Origin of the sequence: Mariniradius sediminis (assembly GCF_021491425.1) — a bacterium.
GTDB classification, from domain to species: domain Bacteria; phylum Bacteroidota; class Bacteroidia; order Cytophagales; family Cyclobacteriaceae; genus Mariniradius; species Mariniradius saccharolyticus.
The window spans coordinates 162982-180978 of the sequence record NZ_JAKEVZ010000008.1; the positions used below are offsets into that span (position 1 = coordinate 162982).

The 17997-nt window shown below is 47.1% G+C and carries 14 protein-coding genes; 5 read left to right on the forward strand and 9 right to left on the reverse strand.

Annotation, left to right across the window (positions count from 1 at the left end; genetic code table 11):
• Positions 1-88: 88 nt before the first annotated feature.
• A complete protein-coding gene (locus L0U89_RS11920) occupies positions 89-415 on the reverse strand; it encodes a HesB/IscA family protein (RefSeq protein WP_008630760.1) in 327 nt (108 codons plus the stop codon).
• A gap of 91 nt (positions 416-506) precedes the next feature.
• On the opposite strand from L0U89_RS11920, the gene mce reads away from it, so the two are divergent.
• From mce to thiL, 5 genes are all read left to right on the forward strand, one after another.
• Entirely contained in the window at positions 507-911 is a 405-nt protein-coding gene (gene mce / locus L0U89_RS11925) for a methylmalonyl-CoA epimerase (protein ID WP_234861725.1), read from the forward strand.
• A 111-nt stretch (positions 912-1022) separates the two neighbouring features.
• A complete protein-coding gene (locus L0U89_RS11930) occupies positions 1023-1445 on the forward strand; it encodes a hypothetical protein (RefSeq protein WP_234861726.1) in 423 nt (140 codons plus the stop codon).
• Between the two features lie 357 nt (positions 1446-1802).
• Positions 1803-2777 carry a virulence RhuM family protein/type II toxin-antitoxin system death-on-curing family toxin gene (locus L0U89_RS11935; RefSeq protein ID WP_234861727.1) on the forward strand — a complete coding sequence of 325 codons (975 nt, stop codon included), beginning with the start codon at positions 1803-1805 and terminating at the stop codon, positions 2775-2777.
• Positions 2778-3442: 665 nt separating this feature from the next.
• Positions 3443-4213, forward strand: a complete 771-nt coding sequence (locus tag L0U89_RS11940) for a hypothetical protein (protein ID WP_234861728.1) — start codon at positions 3443-3445, stop codon at positions 4211-4213.
• 260 nt (positions 4214-4473) lie between these two features.
• Entirely contained in the window at positions 4474-5502 is a 1029-nt protein-coding gene (thiL, locus tag L0U89_RS11945) for a thiamine-phosphate kinase (protein ID WP_234861729.1), read from the forward strand.
• Positions 5503-5530: 28 nt separating this feature from the next.
• On the opposite strand, the gene L0U89_RS11950 is transcribed toward thiL, so the two are convergent.
• From L0U89_RS11950 to L0U89_RS11985, 8 genes are all read right to left on the reverse strand, one after another.
• Positions 5531-6610 carry a bile acid:sodium symporter family protein gene (locus L0U89_RS11950; RefSeq protein WP_008630767.1) on the reverse strand — a complete coding sequence of 360 codons (1080 nt, stop codon included), beginning with the start codon at positions 6608-6610 and terminating at the stop codon, positions 5531-5533.
• A 98-nt stretch (positions 6611-6708) separates the two neighbouring features.
• A complete protein-coding gene (locus tag L0U89_RS11955) occupies positions 6709-8193 on the reverse strand; it encodes a mandelate racemase/muconate lactonizing enzyme family protein (RefSeq protein ID WP_234861730.1) in 1485 nt (494 codons plus the stop codon).
• 57 nt (positions 8194-8250) lie between these two features.
• Entirely contained in the window at positions 8251-9186 is a 936-nt protein-coding gene (locus L0U89_RS11960; RefSeq protein WP_234861731.1) for an RraA family protein, read from the reverse strand.
• Positions 9187-9257: 71 nt separating this feature from the next.
• Positions 9258-10538 (reverse strand): mandelate racemase/muconate lactonizing enzyme family protein, encoded by a 1281-nt coding sequence (locus L0U89_RS11965; protein WP_008630776.1) that lies wholly within the window; start codon positions 10536-10538, stop codon positions 9258-9260.
• 45 nt (positions 10539-10583) lie between these two features.
• On the reverse strand, positions 10584-11870 hold the full coding sequence (locus L0U89_RS11970; protein WP_234861732.1) for a mandelate racemase/muconate lactonizing enzyme family protein: 1287 nt from the start codon (positions 11868-11870) through the stop codon (positions 10584-10586).
• Between the two features lie 29 nt (positions 11871-11899).
• Positions 11900-12832: an RraA family protein gene (locus L0U89_RS11975; protein WP_234861733.1), complete on the reverse strand. Its 933-nt coding sequence runs from the start codon at positions 12830-12832 to the stop codon at positions 11900-11902.
• A gap of 93 nt (positions 12833-12925) precedes the next feature.
• Positions 12926-14446 (reverse strand): SusD/RagB family nutrient-binding outer membrane lipoprotein, encoded by a 1521-nt coding sequence (locus L0U89_RS11980; protein ID WP_234861734.1) that lies wholly within the window; start codon positions 14444-14446, stop codon positions 12926-12928.
• Positions 14447-14457: 11 nt separating this feature from the next.
• Positions 14458-17919, reverse strand: a complete 3462-nt coding sequence (locus L0U89_RS11985) for a SusC/RagA family TonB-linked outer membrane protein (RefSeq protein WP_234861735.1) — start codon at positions 17917-17919, stop codon at positions 14458-14460.
• Between the last annotated feature and the right edge of the window lie 78 nt (positions 17920-17997).

Consider the following 17997-nt stretch of genomic DNA (forward strand, 5'->3'; position numbering starts at 1 on the left):
GTTTATTTTCTGGCGGCAAAGGTAACAAAAGGCCGCCAAGGTACTAACAAAAAAGCCGGCTGTTGGGCCGGCGATTGGATGGTTTTTTTTAGACCGAGAAACTTTCCCCGCATCCGCAAGTGCGAGAGGCATTGGGGTTGATGAATTGGAAGCCCTTGCCGTTGAGGCCATCGGAAAACTCCAAAACAGTCCCCGCCAGGTACAGCAGGCTTTTTCTGTCGACGATGATTTTGATGCCCTTGTCCTCAAACACGTGGTCCGTCTCCACTACTTTCGCATCGAATCCAAGGTCATACATCAGGCCCGAACAGCCGCCACCTTTGACAGAAACCCGGATGTTTTCGTCCGAGCTGCGTCCTTCCTCCTGCCTAAGCGTCAAAATCTGGTCTTTGGCTTTTTCTGAAACTGTGATCATATGGAAGTGAGTTTTATGCTTAATTTGGCAAGCAATGAGTGAACATGCTTGTTTTTGAAATGATTCAATACAAATGTAAAAAATTATCAGGATGAGAAAAATCGAGCATTTGGGTATCGCCGTCCGTGACCTCAAAGCAGCCAACGAGTTGTTTGCAAAACTGCTCGGAAAGGCACATTACAAGGAGGAAGGCGTGGAAAGCGAGGGCGTGAGGACCAGTTTTTTCCAAGTCGGGGAGACCAAGGTCGAATTGTTGGAAGCGACGCGGTCGGACAGCCCGATCGCGAAGTTTCTCGACAAGCGGGGCGAGGGCATCCACCACATCGCCTTTGACGTCGCCGATATCTATGCGGAGATGGAGCGGCTGAAAGGCGAGGGCTTCGAAATCCTGCATGAGACCCCCAAAAAGGGCGCCGACAACAAGCTGATCGTATTCCTGCATCCCCGCAGCACCAACGGCGTCTTGGTGGAACTGTGCCAGGAGATTGGGGGGTAGGGTTCGGTGGGATTAACTAACGGCAGCCGTAACACGCAGTCGGAATGAAATTATGATGAAAAGTGGCGGTTGTAAAATCTTGTTGAAAATTCTATCTAGAAGGAAAACAATATGATGATTGAAAAAGTACTCATCTCCTTTTTGTTTTTGGTGACCAATTTTACCGTGTATTCCTTAATGCAAGCCAGAGCCAAAAACTCATACAGATTGTTGTTTCTAGGATCTGTAATGATTGCCTTTTTTTTAATTCTGATCCAGACTGATGTTGTAGTTTTTCAAACCATGCCGAAAAGCACTTTCAACGGATTGTTGTTTTTCTCACTTGCGTTGCCAATTTTCCGGACACTTTCAAAAGTCCAATTACTCATTTTTGGGAAGAAAATTGATGAATCCTTTAAACCAGGTTATTCCAAGATAAAACCTGCAATGGAATTTATGTTCTTCAAATTGATTTTTGCAATGGTTTTCGTTTATCAACTTTATGTTGTTTGGGATGAAGCGGCTTCATTTAGGAAGTCTTTAGAATTGCCGTGATTTGGCCCAGTCTGAGTGAAAACTGACGAATGCGCTAGGTGTATTCCGTTCGATATCTATACTGAAATCTTCTCCACCTGTGATTAGATTGGTGTGGCGGCTGGGCGTATCCCGATGCCAGTCGACGATGCAATTTCGCCTTTCTATTTCTATGAATTTGTAATTCACCTGCCCTTCAACTATATTCCGTTGCGGTATTTGGGGGGTCATTTCCAATCACATCCCGATCGTTTTTGTGGATGGTAGAAATAGGAGGGTGGAATATCTCAGCGATGAACATCTGGATCCAGAAAGTAGGTTTATTTAGGGGTAGCTATTCCAGTTGCATCCGCCATTTTATAGATAATCAAGGCAGGAATGGATAACCAAATCGAAATTTATCAAGGGAGTGACGGTCAGACTCAAATCGAGGTGAAGTTTGATCAAGAGACGGTTTGGCTGAATCAGAAGCAAATGGCAGCTCTTTTTGAAAAAGACTCAGACACTATTGGCTTACATCTAAAGAATATCTACAAAGAAAAGGAGTTGGAAGAAAGTTCAACTACCGAGGAATCCTCGGTAGTTCAACAAGAAGGCGGGCGAATGGTTAGGAGGAAAGTTAAATTCTATAATCTGGATGCGATTATTTCAGTTGGATATAGAGTGAATTCTAAGCGAGGGATTCAATTTCGTCAATGGGCAACGAGGCAACTAAAGAATTATCTCATACAGGGCTACGCTATCAACGAACAAAGACTGGCACAAAAACAGCAAGAAATCCGGACACTTAAGGATGGAATCAGAATTCTCAGTAGAGTTATAGAACAAAAAGCCGATGATGGGAATTTGGTTTGGCTAAATCACTTCGCCAAAGGTCTCGAACTTTTGGATGATTATGATCATGAGAATCTGGATAAAAAGGGCTTAACCAAAAGGCAAGCAATCTACCCAACTGTAATGGATTACCAGCGTATAGTTCAATCACTGAAATCCGAATTTGAATCCGGAGTTTTTGGGAAAGAAAAGGATGGAAGTTTTGAAAGTGCAATAGCCCAAATTGGTAAAGGTTTTGGTGAAGAAGATTTTTACCCAACCCTAGAAGAAAAAGCTGCTACACTTCTTTATTTGATTATCAAGAACCATGGTTTTGTGGATGGAAATAAACGAATAGCAGCGGCATGTTTTCTTTTCTTTCTGCAAAAAAATGACCTGCTTCGAGACCGGAATGGGGAAATAATTATCAGTAACGATGCTTTGGCCAGCTTGACCTTGTTTATTGCTTCCAGCAAACCAGAGGAGATGGATACAGTTAAGAAATTGGTAATCAGTGTTTTAAACAGGAACCTAATTTAGAGGAACCCTTCACCTGGATAAAAATGATGTAGGCGCTAGGCATGTCCCGTTCGCTATCGACGATGCAATTTCGCCTTTCTATTTTTATGAATATGTAATTCTCCTTCCCTTCCACTAAAGTCAGTTGTGGTATTCTGTAGGGTATTCGATTTAAAAATCGGGTTGAAAACATTAGTGGAATTGCGTGTTGAAAGCTATCGGCACCCGCCCAGTCCACGGCTGAAAATCTATAATTCGTACCAGGCGGTTTTCCATCAAAAGACTCAGTAGAATAGTGCAAATAATTATTGGAATTATTTTTGAATAAATAAAAATAATTTATAAATATGATAAAAAATATGAATTTAAAAAAATCCTAACCTGTACAGTGTTTGAGTTATAAATTAGGCTATACATACTCACGCCCCTAAAACCAAACCACATTTTGCTTCCGATTTTGATTTCAGTTTTTTAGTTCCCAGTAGCTTTTTTCCATTTGAAAATCAGTCAAGTGCCGCGTATTTGGTAAGCTTCATTATTGGATTTTGTAACAATTGCGAGTAGCAGTTGGAATTCTTGCAAACATTTTCACAGTCCGTTTTAGTTGATTTCTGTTTTTCCCCTTTTCAAAGGAGGTTGCCGAAAATCCTTCAAAAGAGTAGGTCAAAACTTCAAATTCAATCACAATGAAAACCCTCAATTTCCAGAAAAATGGCACGGCGATTTGCCTTGTCCTCATGTTGCTTTTTGCTTCTTGTCAAACTGAAGAACCTAACCATGTGTCGGTAGTCGAGAAGGACTCGATCGTCACTGCTGAAGCGGAGCTAACGGATCCTACAGCAAGGATTAATCCATCGGCTGTATTTCCTGTTACGGCCCATCTCTTTGGGAAATCCACCGCTGATTGGGCTGAAATTTTCGGAAAGACCGTCATTTCCTTGGATTGTGAAAGTGTAAATGCCAATGGACTTTTGCCTTTGGCCGACAAAGTGGTGGCCCCTTTTGGTTCCCTAGGAAGTGCCCCCGCCGAGTACACGATTTCCAAAGATACGTATGTATTCCTCTCTCCACTTTTCATGTTCAACGATTATCCCTGTCCAGCAGAGTTTGAGTGGGAACCCGCGGAGGGACAGAGTATTGAAGACTTTTTGGAACAAACGGCCAAGGGGATAATCGATCCGTTCGAGTCCGTAACTGTAATTATAGATGGTCGTGAAATTGAAAGTATCGAAAAATACAGACAAAATACCGGCGTGTTCATCTTTACAGGAAATCCCGAACTAGCCCAATGCTTTGATCCCTGCGTTACAGGGAGTCCGCAACAGGGATTGATGGATGGGTATTTTATGATGCTCAAGAAGTTAGGACCAGGCAAACACACGATTGTGGTAAAAGGTGAATTACCGGCTGAGGATTTTCAATATGAGGACACGATTATCATAAACGTATCGAAATAGGCGCGGTAATGAAAGCGGCAGCTTTGGTCTTTTCAATTCACGATTTGTATGTGTACATATGTACCCGGTTTGGGTGGAAAAAGATTAAGGCAGAAGGTGTAGGTCGTTTCTACACCTTTTTTTTTTTTTAGGAGAATTTTTGATTCATTTCTTTGGGATTTGAAATGATAATCGGATAGGTGCATCCTCATCCAAATGGGTGCCGCGTTTGGGAATTAGGCGTATCTTTGCGGTTCCATTTACTTGAAATCGAAACCCCAATGTCAAAGGACAGAACTGAAATAAGCGAAATCGGCGAGTTTGGCCTGATTGATTTGTTGAACCAAAGGATTTCCATTAAGAATGCTTCCACGCTCAAAGGTATCGGAGACGACGCTGCCGTCATCGATGCGGGCGAGCATGTGAAGGTCCTGACGACGGACTTGCTCTTGGAAGGGGTGCATTTCGACCTATCCTATGCGCCACTGCAGCATGTTGGATTCAAGACCGTCGCTGTAAACGTATCGGATATCGCCGCGATGAATGCGATCCCAAAGCAAATCACGGTCAGCATCGCTTTGTCCAATCGGTTTTCGGTAGAGGCTGTCGAGGCTTTGTACAGCGGTATCAACGCCGCCGCCGCACACTATGGCATCGATGTGGTAGGAGGGGATACCACCGCGTCTAGGTCGGGATTGTTGATTTCGATCACGGCCATCGGGGAAGCCAAAAAGGAAGATATTGCTTATCGCTCGGGTGCAAAACTCAACGATATCATCTGTGTCACGGGAGATTTGGGAGGGGCGCTCGTGGGTCTCCAAATCCTCGAAAGGGAGAAGCAGGTTTATCTAGCTAATCCCGATATGAAACCAGAACTCGAGAAGTACAACTACGTGACCGCCCGCCAACTCAAACCCGATGCGCGGATGGATATCATCCACGAATTCAGGGATTTGGGTGTCGTGCCCACAAGTATGATTGATGTTTCAGATGGCTTGGCTTCGGAGCTTTTCCACATCGCAAAGGCATCCTCAGCGGGCATCACCATCTTTGAGGACAAGCTTCCCATCGACAAGCAAACCTATGAGACGGCGGTAGAATTGGGCCTGGACCCCATTACCTGCGCGCTCAACGGGGGCGAGGATTACGAATTGTTGTTCACTATCGACCAAAAGGACTTCGCAAAACTCGAAAAGCATCCCGATATCCACTTCATCGGCTATATCTCAAAACCCGAGGAAGGGAAAGTGATGGTCACCAAAAGCGGCACGGTAGTGAATTTGAAAGCACAGGGTTGGAAGCATTTTTAGAGATGGAGTTAGCAATCGTCAAGCGATGCTAATCCTTCGGCGGCTTTCGGTGCCAGTAGGATGCCAAGATGGATCCAGTGATATTCATAAACGGCCCAAAAACCGCTGAAGCCAAACCCACGGTTGCGATCTTGCCCATTTCCTTGGCTATTCCTGATGCCAATCCGGCATTTTGCATACCGACTTCCAAAGCGATTGTTCTACAGTCACGCTCGTCCATCCGGAGCAGTTTGGCAGCCCAGTAGCCCAAGGTATAGCCTGCGAGGTTGTGGAAAACCACCAGCAAAATCAGGATCGGTCCGATATTCAACAGGCTTTCCCTTCCAGCTGCCGTGATAATGGTAATGATCAATGCGATCCCGATCATGGACAGTAAAGGCATGGCCGCATCGAGCCATTTGACTTTTCCACTGAGAAACTTATTGAATAAAAGACCTCCTCCAATTGGGATGATCACGATTTTGATGATATCCCAAACCATTTTCATGACATCCACTTCCACAAATTCCCCAGCCAAAAAGCCCATAAGCGCAGGTGTGAAAAAGGGCGCCAGGATCGTAGTGAATGCCGTGATGGTGATCGAAAGCGCCAGGTTGGCTTTTGCCAAGTAGCTCATTACGTTGGATGCCATCCCGCTCGGAGAACATCCGATGAGGATGATGCCCGCGGCGATTTCGGGTGGAAATCCGCTCAGCTTGGCCAAAGTGTATCCAATAAATGGCATGATAGTAAACTGGAGCATGATCCCGATGATAACTCCTTTTGGCATTTTGACAACGCCGGCAAAATCACCTAGACTCATGGACGTCCCCATTCCAAACATGATGATCTGGAGTAGCGGCACAATGAGACCGCTGAGTTTGTAGTCTCCCACTTGTACGAAAACATCGGGATAAAACATGGCGGCAGTCACGCAGGCAAAGATCATTACGGTGTAAGTAAAGCCTTTCAACTTTTCGTGACCACGGAACATAATGCCAATTGCTATCAAAAAAAGGATCCAAAATGGACCCGAATCACTCACGCTCTGAAACAGGCTCACGCCAAGGGAAATCAATAGGAAAATGGCCGCAAGAATAGTGGCACTTTTGATTACTGAATTTTTCAAGGATGCACAGTTTTATTTGGTAAACAATTCTAACAAAAATATCCGAAAACCGGGATTGCTCCCGGCTTTCGGAACCCACTATAACCCAATCAATCTGCTTAACTCCAAGTCCTGTCCCAGGAACGTCTCTCATCCCACTCTGTCGTTGGTGCAAAGTAGGTAGAGTCTGATTTGTGAAGGTGCTGCTTCACGACTTCATCATTCAATTCAATTCCGAGTCCAGGGGCTGTTAGGGGTACATTCGCATACCCTTTTTCGATCATTTTGCCTCCCCAGGTGGTCTTGACGAGGTCTTCCCACCAGGCGAGGTCCACGGAATGGTGTTCCAGGGAAAGGAAATTTTGTGTTGCCGCTGCGCAGTGCACGTTGGCCATAAAGGATACAGGCGTACCTGCCTGGTGCATGGCCATGGCTATTCCAAATTCTTCTGCGTAATCTCCGATCCGCTTTGTTTCCAGAAGACCACCGGAGCTTGCCAAGTCCGGATGGATGATATCCACTGCATGGTTGTGGATGATATCTTTGAAGTTTTCTAAAAGATAGATATCCTCTCCGGTCGTTGTCGGTGTCTCTAGTGCTTCGGTAATCGTCTTGTGTTGTTGCCAATATTGCCATGGCACCATATCCTCCAGCCATGCCAATCTGTACTTGTCCAGTGCTTTTCCGAGTCGGATACAGTTATTCATGTCGATGTGCCCATAGTGATCTGTGGAAATTGGAATCTCATAGCCCACCATATTTCTAATGGCATCCACTCTTTTTGCCATTTCCTCGATGCCTTTTTCTGTAATCTGAATGCCGGTAAAGGGGTGCTTGGTGTTGGAGTATGACATGTAGCCTCCCTGATAGGCATTCGACCCTTGTTTCATAATTTCAGGGTTCACGATGCAGCCTGGAATGTCGATGATATCGCGGATGGAGACGTCCATTTTCAACCAGGTATAGCCTTGTGTTTTAGTTCGGTAGAGGATGCGCTCTTTTTGTTCTTCCGGATTTTTGCCTTCGGGGGTGTCGGCGTATAGCCTCACCTTGTCGCGATATCTACCTCCCAGTAGTTGCCAAGCCGGCACGTTGTAGGCCTTTCCGCAGAGGTCCCAAAGCGCCATTTCCACGCCGCACACGCCACCTGCCTGTCTTCCTTGTCCGCCAAACTGCTTGATGATCTTGAAGATTCTCTCCACGTTGCATGGGTTTTCTCCCAAAATTCTGCTTTTCAGCATCAGGGCATACCTAGGATCTGCACCATCGCGAACCTCCCCAAGTCCATAAATGCCTTGGTTTGTATCTATTCGGATGATAGCGGTCCTTCCCAAAACGGTTGTGACACAGTATCTTAAATCTGTGATTTTCAGGTCGCTGGGTGCCGATAATTTATTCACCTTTGAGGTGGTTTCGGCCATGGTATCTTCCATGCCAAGCCCCATCAGCGCAGAAATGCTCAGCCCGCCCAGGGCAGTCTTTTTGAGGAAATCCCTTCTATCCGACCGTGTACTTGGACTCTCTGTCTCCTGTTTTCTTTGGAGCGCATAGTTCTTTTCAGTTTCCTTGGTTTCTGCAATGATGTTTTGAAGAACACTTTTCATAGTTGTTATCGTTAAGTTGAGTTTATTGAATTGAATTTATTTCCGCTCGGAATGGGGCTACCAAGTCCTCTCCTTGAGGAATTTGTCGAGTTCTTCCCGACTCATTGGCAGATCCTGTTTCTTATTCACCCAGTCGAGGAAATCCTTCACAATATCCTCGCTCCATTTGCTGTCGATCTGTCCCGCGCTGTATTTGCCTTCCTTGAGCCTTTGGATTCCAAATTGGTCACGTAGCATGATAAACTCAGCGTTAATTACGCAATCTGCAAGCAAATGGGCGGGGATGAAGATCACCCCAAACCTGTTTGCCAGTACGGCGTCACCTGGAAGAACTGTCGCCCTCCCGACCCGGATGGGGTAATTGATCGTCGTGAGCATCATCTGTTGGATGAAGGATGGGTCGTGCCCCTTGATCCAACCATTGAATCCATTGATAGAACTGAGGCCTTGCATATCCCGGACCGAGCCGTAGAATATGACGCCACGCTTGGATTTGGCATAAATCGCATTGCCAAGGTTATCTCCAATCAATGTGCCGTCGACGATCTTGCCGTAGCCGTCGGCGACATAGATATCACCTTCTACAAGTTTGTCGATTGGCCAGGAGTTGGTACCGCCTGCCTGCACCCTGCCTTCGTTTTTACCGATTTCCTTTACCAAAGTATTGAGATCGTCTCGAAGGGGCATGTATTGCGCTGTCAGGGCACGGCCGGTCATGACCCGGTCGTCGTGGATGATGATCCAATCGTTTTCAAATTGGTTGTGGTATCCTTTTCCCCGCAAAAAGCCCCAAGCTTCCTCCATAGAGACCTTTTCCAGGCGTTTGAGCAAATTGTCCGGGACTTTTGGCCGGCCGTCGGGAAATCGCTCCCCGGTCCATTGGGAAGTCAGCATTTTGACTTGGTCAGGCGTTGGGCTTATTTGTTGGGCATGTCCTGTGGAAAACATCCAAAGGAATAGCGCCGCTGCCAACATGTAGGTGTGTTTTTTCATATCGGTTATTTTAGGTTAGTTTAAATTGAGTTTGGTACATACATCGAATCAATGATTGATCAATTCGGAGTTTATTCGAAAAAAGGAATATCCTTTACTGCCCATTTTCTCATGCCCTCTTCATTGATTTCGACGCCAATTCCAGGTTTTTCCGAAAGCGTAATGAAGCTCTTTTCGGTCCTTGGGCCATCGTACGTGACGATGTCCTGCCAAAGTGGGTCCGTGTCCATGTAGATCTGCCATTCCATAATCTGGAAGTTTGGAACGGAGGCGCATACATGGCATGCGGCCATCGCACCGAGAAAAGAGGCGACCATGTGTGGCGAGAATGGGACATAGTACAGATTCGCGAGGTTGGCGATTCTCTGGGCTTCGCCAAGACCACCGGCCTTTTGGATATCAGGCATGATGATGTCCACAGCCGATTCTGACAGCAGCCGGGTAAATCCGTAAGCCAAATAGATGTTTTCTCCGGTGCAGATAGGCGTGCTGGTTTGGGAGGTGATGGATTTGTACACTTCTGGATTATCTGCCGGAATGGGTTCCTCTAACCACATCAGATTCAGGTCTTCGTACATTTTTGCCATCTTCAGGCCTGTAACCGCATCGTATCGGCCGTGCATGTCTACGCAGATGTCAATATTTGGACCTACAGCTTCGCGGACTGCCGCGATCGCGTTGTACATCCGATCAATCTCCATGGGGTTTGCCGTCCAGTTGAAGCGGTCGTACTTATTGGGGTCACGTCCATCGTCCACGTCAAACTTGACTGCATTATAGCCTTTGGAAACCGCGTTCTTCGCTGCTGCGGCATAATCTGCTGGGGTTGGATTTGTGGAAGTGTACAAGGCAGTATCGCAGTAAACGCGGATTTTGTCGCGGAATTTCCCCCCTAGTAGCTGATAAACCGGAACGCCAAAAACCTTTCCCGTAATGTCCCAAAGTGCGGTCTCGATCGCCGTCAATACGGCGACGAACACACCAGACTGTGCCCCGCCGAAGAAAGCACCTTTCCGAAGCTGTTCGGCAAGGCGGTTGGGATTGAGTGGGCTTTGGCCTTTGATAAAATTACCGAGCCTCTGGACCAGAAAGTAGGTGCCGTGGATCGCATCCACTGCTTCCCCACAACCCCAAACGTCTTGGTTGGTATATATTTTGACATATAGCGCGCCACGCACATATCCGCATTTGACATCCGTGATTTTCAGGTCCGATGGGTTGGAGTAGGGGTTTTGCCTGTCTACCGCGGCTTGTAGGCCCTGCCCCAAATTGCTGAAGAGTGCGGTGCCTGCGAGACCGGCGGCCAATCCTTTTTGGAAGAAGGACCTTCTGCTGTTTTTGCTTTTTTCCATGTTTAGAATTTTTACTTAATCAAATCTTTAACTCGATCCATTTCATCAAAAGAATGGAACGTTCGCTACGGCGTATTTTTTGATCGCTTCTTCATTTGGGGTCACGCCCACCCCTGGCCGGTCCGTGAGATGGATGTAGCCGTCTTTGATCAGCGGTGCTTCCAAAATGAGTTCGTCCCACTGCTTCCATTTGCTAAACCAGTGCCATTCCAAGCAAAGGAAGTTGGAGATTGCAGCGCAGCAATGGCAAGCCGCCATCGCCCCAAATTGTGAAGCGACCATATGGGGAGCCACGGGGACATAGTAGAGATTGGCAAGGTTTGCAATCCGCTGACCTTCGCCGATGCCGCCACATTTGTGAAGGTCTGGCATGACGATATCCGCCGCCTTTTTCTCCAGGATTTTCCTGAAGTCATGTGCCAAATATTGGTTCTCGCCCGTGCAAATCGGAGTAGTCGTCTGGCTTGTGATTTCCCTCAGACTATCGAGATTCTCCGCCGGCACTGGTTCTTCGAGGAACATCAGCTTGAATTGTTCCATTTCTTTCGCGATTTGTATCCCCGATGGCAAATCATACCGTCCGTGCGCGTCAAGACAGAGGTCCATATTCATCCCGATCGCCTCCCTGACGGCAGTGATCTGCTTGACCATCCTGTCGATCTCTCCATTGGAAGCTGTGCGATTGAATTCGTCCTGTTTTGCAGGATCTTCCGCCCAATCGATGTCAAATTTCACTGCTGAAAATCCAGCTTTCTTTACTTCCAAAGCACCTGCTGCCATATCTTCCGGACTTTCCGATGCACTTGCACCATCGCAATACAGCCTGATTTTGTCCCGGAACTTTCCGCCCATAAGGCGGTAAACAGGCAGGTTCATGGCTTTGCCTGCCAAGTCCCAAAGTGCGATTTCGATTCCAGTGAGAACAGCGACGTACATACCGCCTTGGGCACCGCTGAAGTGTCCCCGTCTCAGGATTTGTTCTACAATCTTGTTGATTTCCAAGGGGTTTTGTCCGATCAGGAATTGGGTCATGTTGTCCCATCCTTCTGTACCCGTAGCTACGCCCCAGGTACCCCTGACGGCATCCATTGCCTCACCGTAGCCGGTTATTCCTTGGTTGGTCGTAAGTTTGACAAACATATGGGTGCCGTGACCTTTCATAAAGGCAGTCTTGACACCCGTTATCTTCAGATCCGACGGGTTTGAATATTTCGGCCCACGATCTACCGCAGCGATCAATTCATTTCCGAAACCAGGAACCAAACCCGCGGTCGCAATGCCAGCCAAGAGGCTTTTCTGAAAAAAGGAACGTCTGTTTTTGTCGGTTTTCATGATGAGGTAGGTTTATCGTCCAGGCTTTTTTACCAGGTCCTTTTTTTCAGGATTTCTTGGATTTGTTCTCTTGGGACCGGAAGCTCGTCGATATGGTCATTCAGCCATTTGGAAAAATCCCGCTCGATTTCTTCGGACCACCGTGTGTCGATCTGTCCTGCCGTGTAAACACCGGCACGAAGCCGTTCGTGACCAAACATGTCCCTCAGTCTAACGATTTCGGAAGTGATCACGACCTGTTCGGCCAAATGGGCAGGAATGAATGTCACAGCTCCATCTCGACCCAAAACCACGTCACCTGCCATTACGGTTACCTGTCTAATTCTCGTAGGCTTGTTGATGCCGATGAGCATTGTGTTCAGATCGCCGGGCTGGTTGTGGTGGGAGGGGTGGTAGGAGTTGAAATAGGAAGTGAAGCCACCTATTTCTCTCAATCCCGCGATGTCACGAATCGCGCCGTCGTAGACGATGCCATTGCCGGACTTGGCATAAATGGCATTTCCGACATTGTCGCCGATGGTGGGACCGCCATTATGGATACCAAATTGATCCACGACATAGACATCACCTTTGACGAGGAGGTCAACTGGCCAGGAGTTTTGGCCTTTTTTGCCTTCCGCTTTGCCTCGCGCATCGATGGCGTCATGGATATCAGGTCTTCCTGGCATGAATGTGGCCGTTACGGCACGTCCGATGAGGATACTATCCGGATTGATGGTCTGCCACCCGTCGGCATATTGATATTTGTAGCCTGCGTTTTTCATCACTGCCCAGGCTTCGTCGTGCGTCACCAAACGCATCCTTTTGAGGATATCGTCCGGGACTTTTGGGCGGCCATCTTCGAATCTTTCGCCTTTCCAAAGTGGCGTCAGAAAGAGCATTTCTTCCTTGGAGATTTGCTGGGCGCTGACAAAAGATGGTACCAAAAGGGAAATAACTACCACCACTATGAAATTTTTCATCGTTTTCATAGATGCAAAAGGGATGTAAGTGAATTTTTTGATTTGGAAAAAAGCGGGCTCAGGTCATGTCCTGAACCCGCTTTTTGGAGAGGCTTATTTGTTCCACCAGACTTTGGTCCCGAGGTCATCTGGACCTTGCGTTGAAATTGCTGCCTGTACATTTTCCGAGTTCACGGAAATCTCGGAATTTGGATAAGTGAGACGGTTGATAAAGAGCACTTCACGTCCTGGGAAAGGATTGGGATCAAGAGTTGGAAATCCAGTCCTTCTGAAGTTGGCAAAGGCTTCCGGGCCATTCATGAATGAGGAAATCCAGTATTGCTCATGAATCTGACGGATAGCAGTCGCGGCGTTGAATGGATTTGCGGCAAGATAGGCGTCAATGCTAGATACCGGAATGGACATGGCGGGATCATAAGATGCCATTTGAAGCATGTGCGCCCGTACGCCTTGATTGAAATAGTCCTCAACTGTTCCCGTGGTGATCCAACCCAATTGCCTTGCTTCGGCAAGCAACAGGAGCGACTGTGATGCTGTCACAATGAAATTTGGGGAAGTCAGCTTCACCATTCTTCTTCTATCCACTTGGCTGAAGTCATAAAAACTAGCCAAGCCTAGATCTGCTGCCGCCTTAACTGCACCGGTATTGTCGTTGCCCATTGGCATTCCAATCTGGAGCGCTGGGTCAAAGGTTTGTCTTTCAACGGTTTGCGTTGGTCCAGAAGTAGCGCCAACATATCTGACGGCTATAGCACTTAGCCTTGGGTCGTTGGAGTTTTTCAGGAAGTCCACAAAAGGCTTCGTCAAGTAGAAGTTGGCGGCCTCGGTTGCATTGAGCGTGTTTCCGATAGGGTTTGCGTAGTTGGCATCATGCCTGATGGTGGCATTGTCGATGTTCAAAGTGATGACACCGCCGGCAAATGCCTTCGTGACTGCTTGTTGGGCTAGGGTCGGATTGGCTTTGCTGATACGCATGCCTGCCCTCAGCAACAATGAGTAACCAAATTTTCTCCACTTCTCTACGTCACCGCCATACAAAATGTCAGCATTTTCTCTACGTCCTGAGGCATTCAATGCGGCAGATGCTTCATCCAGCTCCTTGATGATTTCGCTGTAAATGAACTCCTGTTGATCATACTTAGGGAAAAAGATCTGTTGGCCAAAGCCTACACCTGCCTCTGAGTAAGGCACAGAGCCATATGTGTCAGTCAAAACCATAAAGGCATAGGCCTGAATGATTCGGGTCATTTGCACCAGGTTACTCCTCGTGGGGTCATTTTGAAGCCGCGCCAAAGCATCTTTGGTGTTTTTGATGACGTTCCGGTAGTACTGCTGCCAGTTAGACTGGGTGGATGCCCTATTGTCCTGATTGAAGTTTGCCCCGGTGAGTACACCGGAGTTAGGGGAAATGACCTGTTGTACCGCCCCGACTTCATATACAAGAATACCGAACGAGGAAGGCGCAGAAGAAACTATAGCCTGATTGACCTGGAACATCGGATCAATCGCCGTGGCGTTTACCTTGTTGGTATTGAGGTCATCGAAATTTCGATCGCATGAGGTGCTGAATCCTAGCACCATCACTATCAACAAATATTTGAATATCGATTTCATGATTTTCCTATTTAGAATTTAACATTGAGGTTGAAACCTATCCCTCTTGTGGTTGGCAAGCCTGTTGCTTCCATACCGACAAGGTTGTCTGAGGTAAATCCAAAAGACTCAGGATCAATGTTGTCCACCCATTTTTTCAACATGAGAACGTTGTTGGCAACAAGGTTCAATCTGACGGCAGAAATTGGCCAATTTTCAGGAATGAACTTTGTGAAGTCATATCCCGCAGTCACCTGCCTCAATTTCCAGAATCCTGCATCATACACTATCGGCTCGACAAGGCCCTGTGACCTTACGATTTCCCAATAGGGCTGAACAGGCGCAACGACCGTGTTGGGTTCACCTGCTTGGTTGACACCTTCGCCAACAACGCCACCTTCACGGCCTTCCAAGGTCATTTTGTGCAATCCATGTCTGACGGCATTGAAGTTGGTGCCGGAAATCATTACACCTCCAAGTCTGAAATCAATGAGGAACGAAAAGCTGAATTGCTTGTAATTGAATGAGTTTGTGAAACCACCTATCCACCTTGGCAGGGCGCTTCCAAATTCAACCATTTCAAGTGTTCTCAAGGGAAGTCCATTTGCACCAAAGATAACTCTGCCTTGGTCATCTCTTCTGTAGCCGAATCCTGTTACTTGACCCATTTCCTTGCCGACAACCTGTCTGAGTTCTCCATTGAACACGTGGTTTCCAACGGTGATTCTTTCGCCCGGAGTGTCTGTCAGAAGGCTAAGTACCAGGGTTTTATTATATGCGACGTTGAAGGAGGATTCCCAGCTGAAATCACCCTTTTCGATTGGCACACCGGTGATCAATGCTTCCACACCTCTGTTGCGGCTGCTACCGCTGTTGATAGAGGTATTGATAAAGCCTGATGCATCGGAGATTTGCGCACTTACAATTTGGTCATTGGTGATCTTATTGTAGGCTGCCAAGTCTACCGCCAATCGGCCTTGGAAGAGCTTCGCGTCAATACCAATTTCCGTTTCTGCTACCCTCATTGGTCTCAGGTTTGGGTTAGGAAGGGTACTTCCGATTGGTTGTCCCACAGGCTGGCCGTTGAAAAGGTTGGCATTGATACCGTAGAAGAGCACGTTGGAATATGGAGCGACATCTGAATCGCTACCTACTTCCGCGTATGCCAACCTAAGCTTTCCGAAATTGAACCAAGAGTTCGTTCCAGTATTTTCTGTGAACACCCAGCTCGCTGACACGGATGGGTAAAGAATGCTTCTGTTTTCAGGAGAAAGGGTGGAGAACCAGTCATTTCTAACAGTACCGTTGACAAACAGGTATTTTTTGTAGGATACTTCAGCAAAAGCGAAGAGAGAATTTACGCCCCTTTCTACAAAGTCATATATCGGATCTTTAGCCCGTCCGTTTTGTACGGTGTAGAGGTCTCTTATAACAAAATCTGTCACCTGTGTACTCTGAAGTTCGGAGGTCCTTTTCATGTAGTTGCCACCAACGTTCGCATCTACTGCCCAGTCTCCAAATTCTTTGTTGGCAGACAAGATGACGTCAGCATTCACTTCCCTGAAGGTTCTAGCCTCTTGGGTCATAAGACCGTTGACAAATCCGGCAGGGGCTGGAGCACGGGAAGCCTGACCTGTTGGGAAGTTGTTCACCTTTTGTGTCCTTGACCAGAAGTCTTGGCCGACCCGTCCCTGAATGGAAAGCCAATCAGTGAAGCGGTAGATTGCGGTTAGGTTTCCAAATACCCTGTCGCGCTTGATCTCGTTGAACTGACGTGCCAAAGTAAAATAGGGGTTGGTCCTGTTCCGGAACCTTGAATAGACCGCTTCGTTGCCATTGGCGTCAAAAGCATTGTCCCGCAACACGTCAAACGGCATGGAGTTAGCCATATTGTAGATAGCGGTGGGAATAGAGTTGTCCTGATCTGCTACGTTTGGTGGATTGTTGTTTCTCTCGATAGAGTAGTTGATGTTCCCACTGAAGGTTAATTTTTTGTGGAAATCATGCGTGAATCCAAAGTTAAACGTCTTTCTATTGTAGGTATTGTTTGGTACGATACCCTTGCTGTTAAGGTCGGCGAAAGAAAAACTCATGCCGCCCTTATCGTTGCTGGTTTGGAGCATGATTGTGTTGGTCGTGTTTTGACCATTTCTGAAAAATGTATTGATTCTGTCTCTGACCGGCACGTAAGGTACTGTTACGCCATTAAATAAAACCTGTGTCATTCCAGGCTGGAACTTTTCACCAAATGACCATTGACCTGAAGTCGGATTTGGAGTGGTAGGTCTCACGCCATTTTCGCCTTGTCCGTATTCGTATTGGTAATCGGTAAAATCCAGCGGCTGCTCGATTGTGTGGTTGATATTATAGGTGATGCCGATTCCCTTTGCGGTTCCTTTGTTTTTGGTGTTGATCATGATGACACCGTCTTTTGCCCTCGAGCCATAGAGGGCAGATGCTGCTGCACCCTTCAGCACGGTCATGCTTTCGATGTCATCTGGGTTGATACTGCTTAGACCGTCGCCACCGTCGGAAGTGACACCGCCGCCGCCTCTTTGGCCAAAGGCATTATCTGCTCCAAGGTTACCAGGTCTGGTACCAAAATTGGTATTGTCTATCGGAATACCGTTTACGACGATCAATGGGTTATTCTGGCCTCCAATGGAGGACTGTCCCCTAATACGTACTTTGGAGGTTCCCGCAGGACCTGTACCGAGTGAAGTGATATTTACCCCGGCTACTTTGCCTTGGAGTGCGTTGATGAAGTTTGGAGTCCGGTTGATCGTGACATCATCAGAGCCCACATTGGTAGCTGAGTAACCGATGCTTCTAGAAGACTTTTGGATACCCAAAGCGGCGATAACCACTTCCTCAAGCGCTCTGGTTTCTTCCTGCATCACGACGTCAATCACCGTTCTGTTGCCAATGGCAACGTTTTGGGTCGCGAAGCCGATGTATGAGAATACCAAAGTAGAGCCTTCTGGAACGCTGAGTTTATACTTTCCGTCAATGTCAGTTACCGTGCCTACGGTAGTTCCCAATACGGAAATCGCTACACCAGGCAAAGTCTCACCTGCCGCGTTTTTCACAGTTCCGCTGACTTCAACATCCGCGCGATCGACGATGATGTCGATCTTCTTTTCACCCAAATCAGGCGAAAGTGCCTTGACGCTGATTACGTTGTTTACTTGTTTGAAATGCAGACTTTTCTTGCTTGCAATGTCCAAAAGGACATCCGCCACCGATCCACTGGTAGTGGAAAGTGAGAGGTTTGCATTGTCCCGGATGGATTTTTCGGTGTAGAAAAAGCTGTAATCTGTCTTTTCCTCGATGGCATTGAGGATAGTCTCCAGTTTTCCTTCTTTGATGTTGAGTTCAATATAGACTTCATCAATGCTCTTTATCTGGACCAAGTCGCCGTGTGCAAAGGCTGCACCGCATACAATCGTCAACAGCAGGGTTCCTAGTAAGGAGCCTCGCAGGACCATTTTCATTTTTTTTGGTAATGTTTGTAACATGTTCAGATTGGGTTATTGTCAAACTATTAATGTTCGAATCCGGCCTGACCGTGG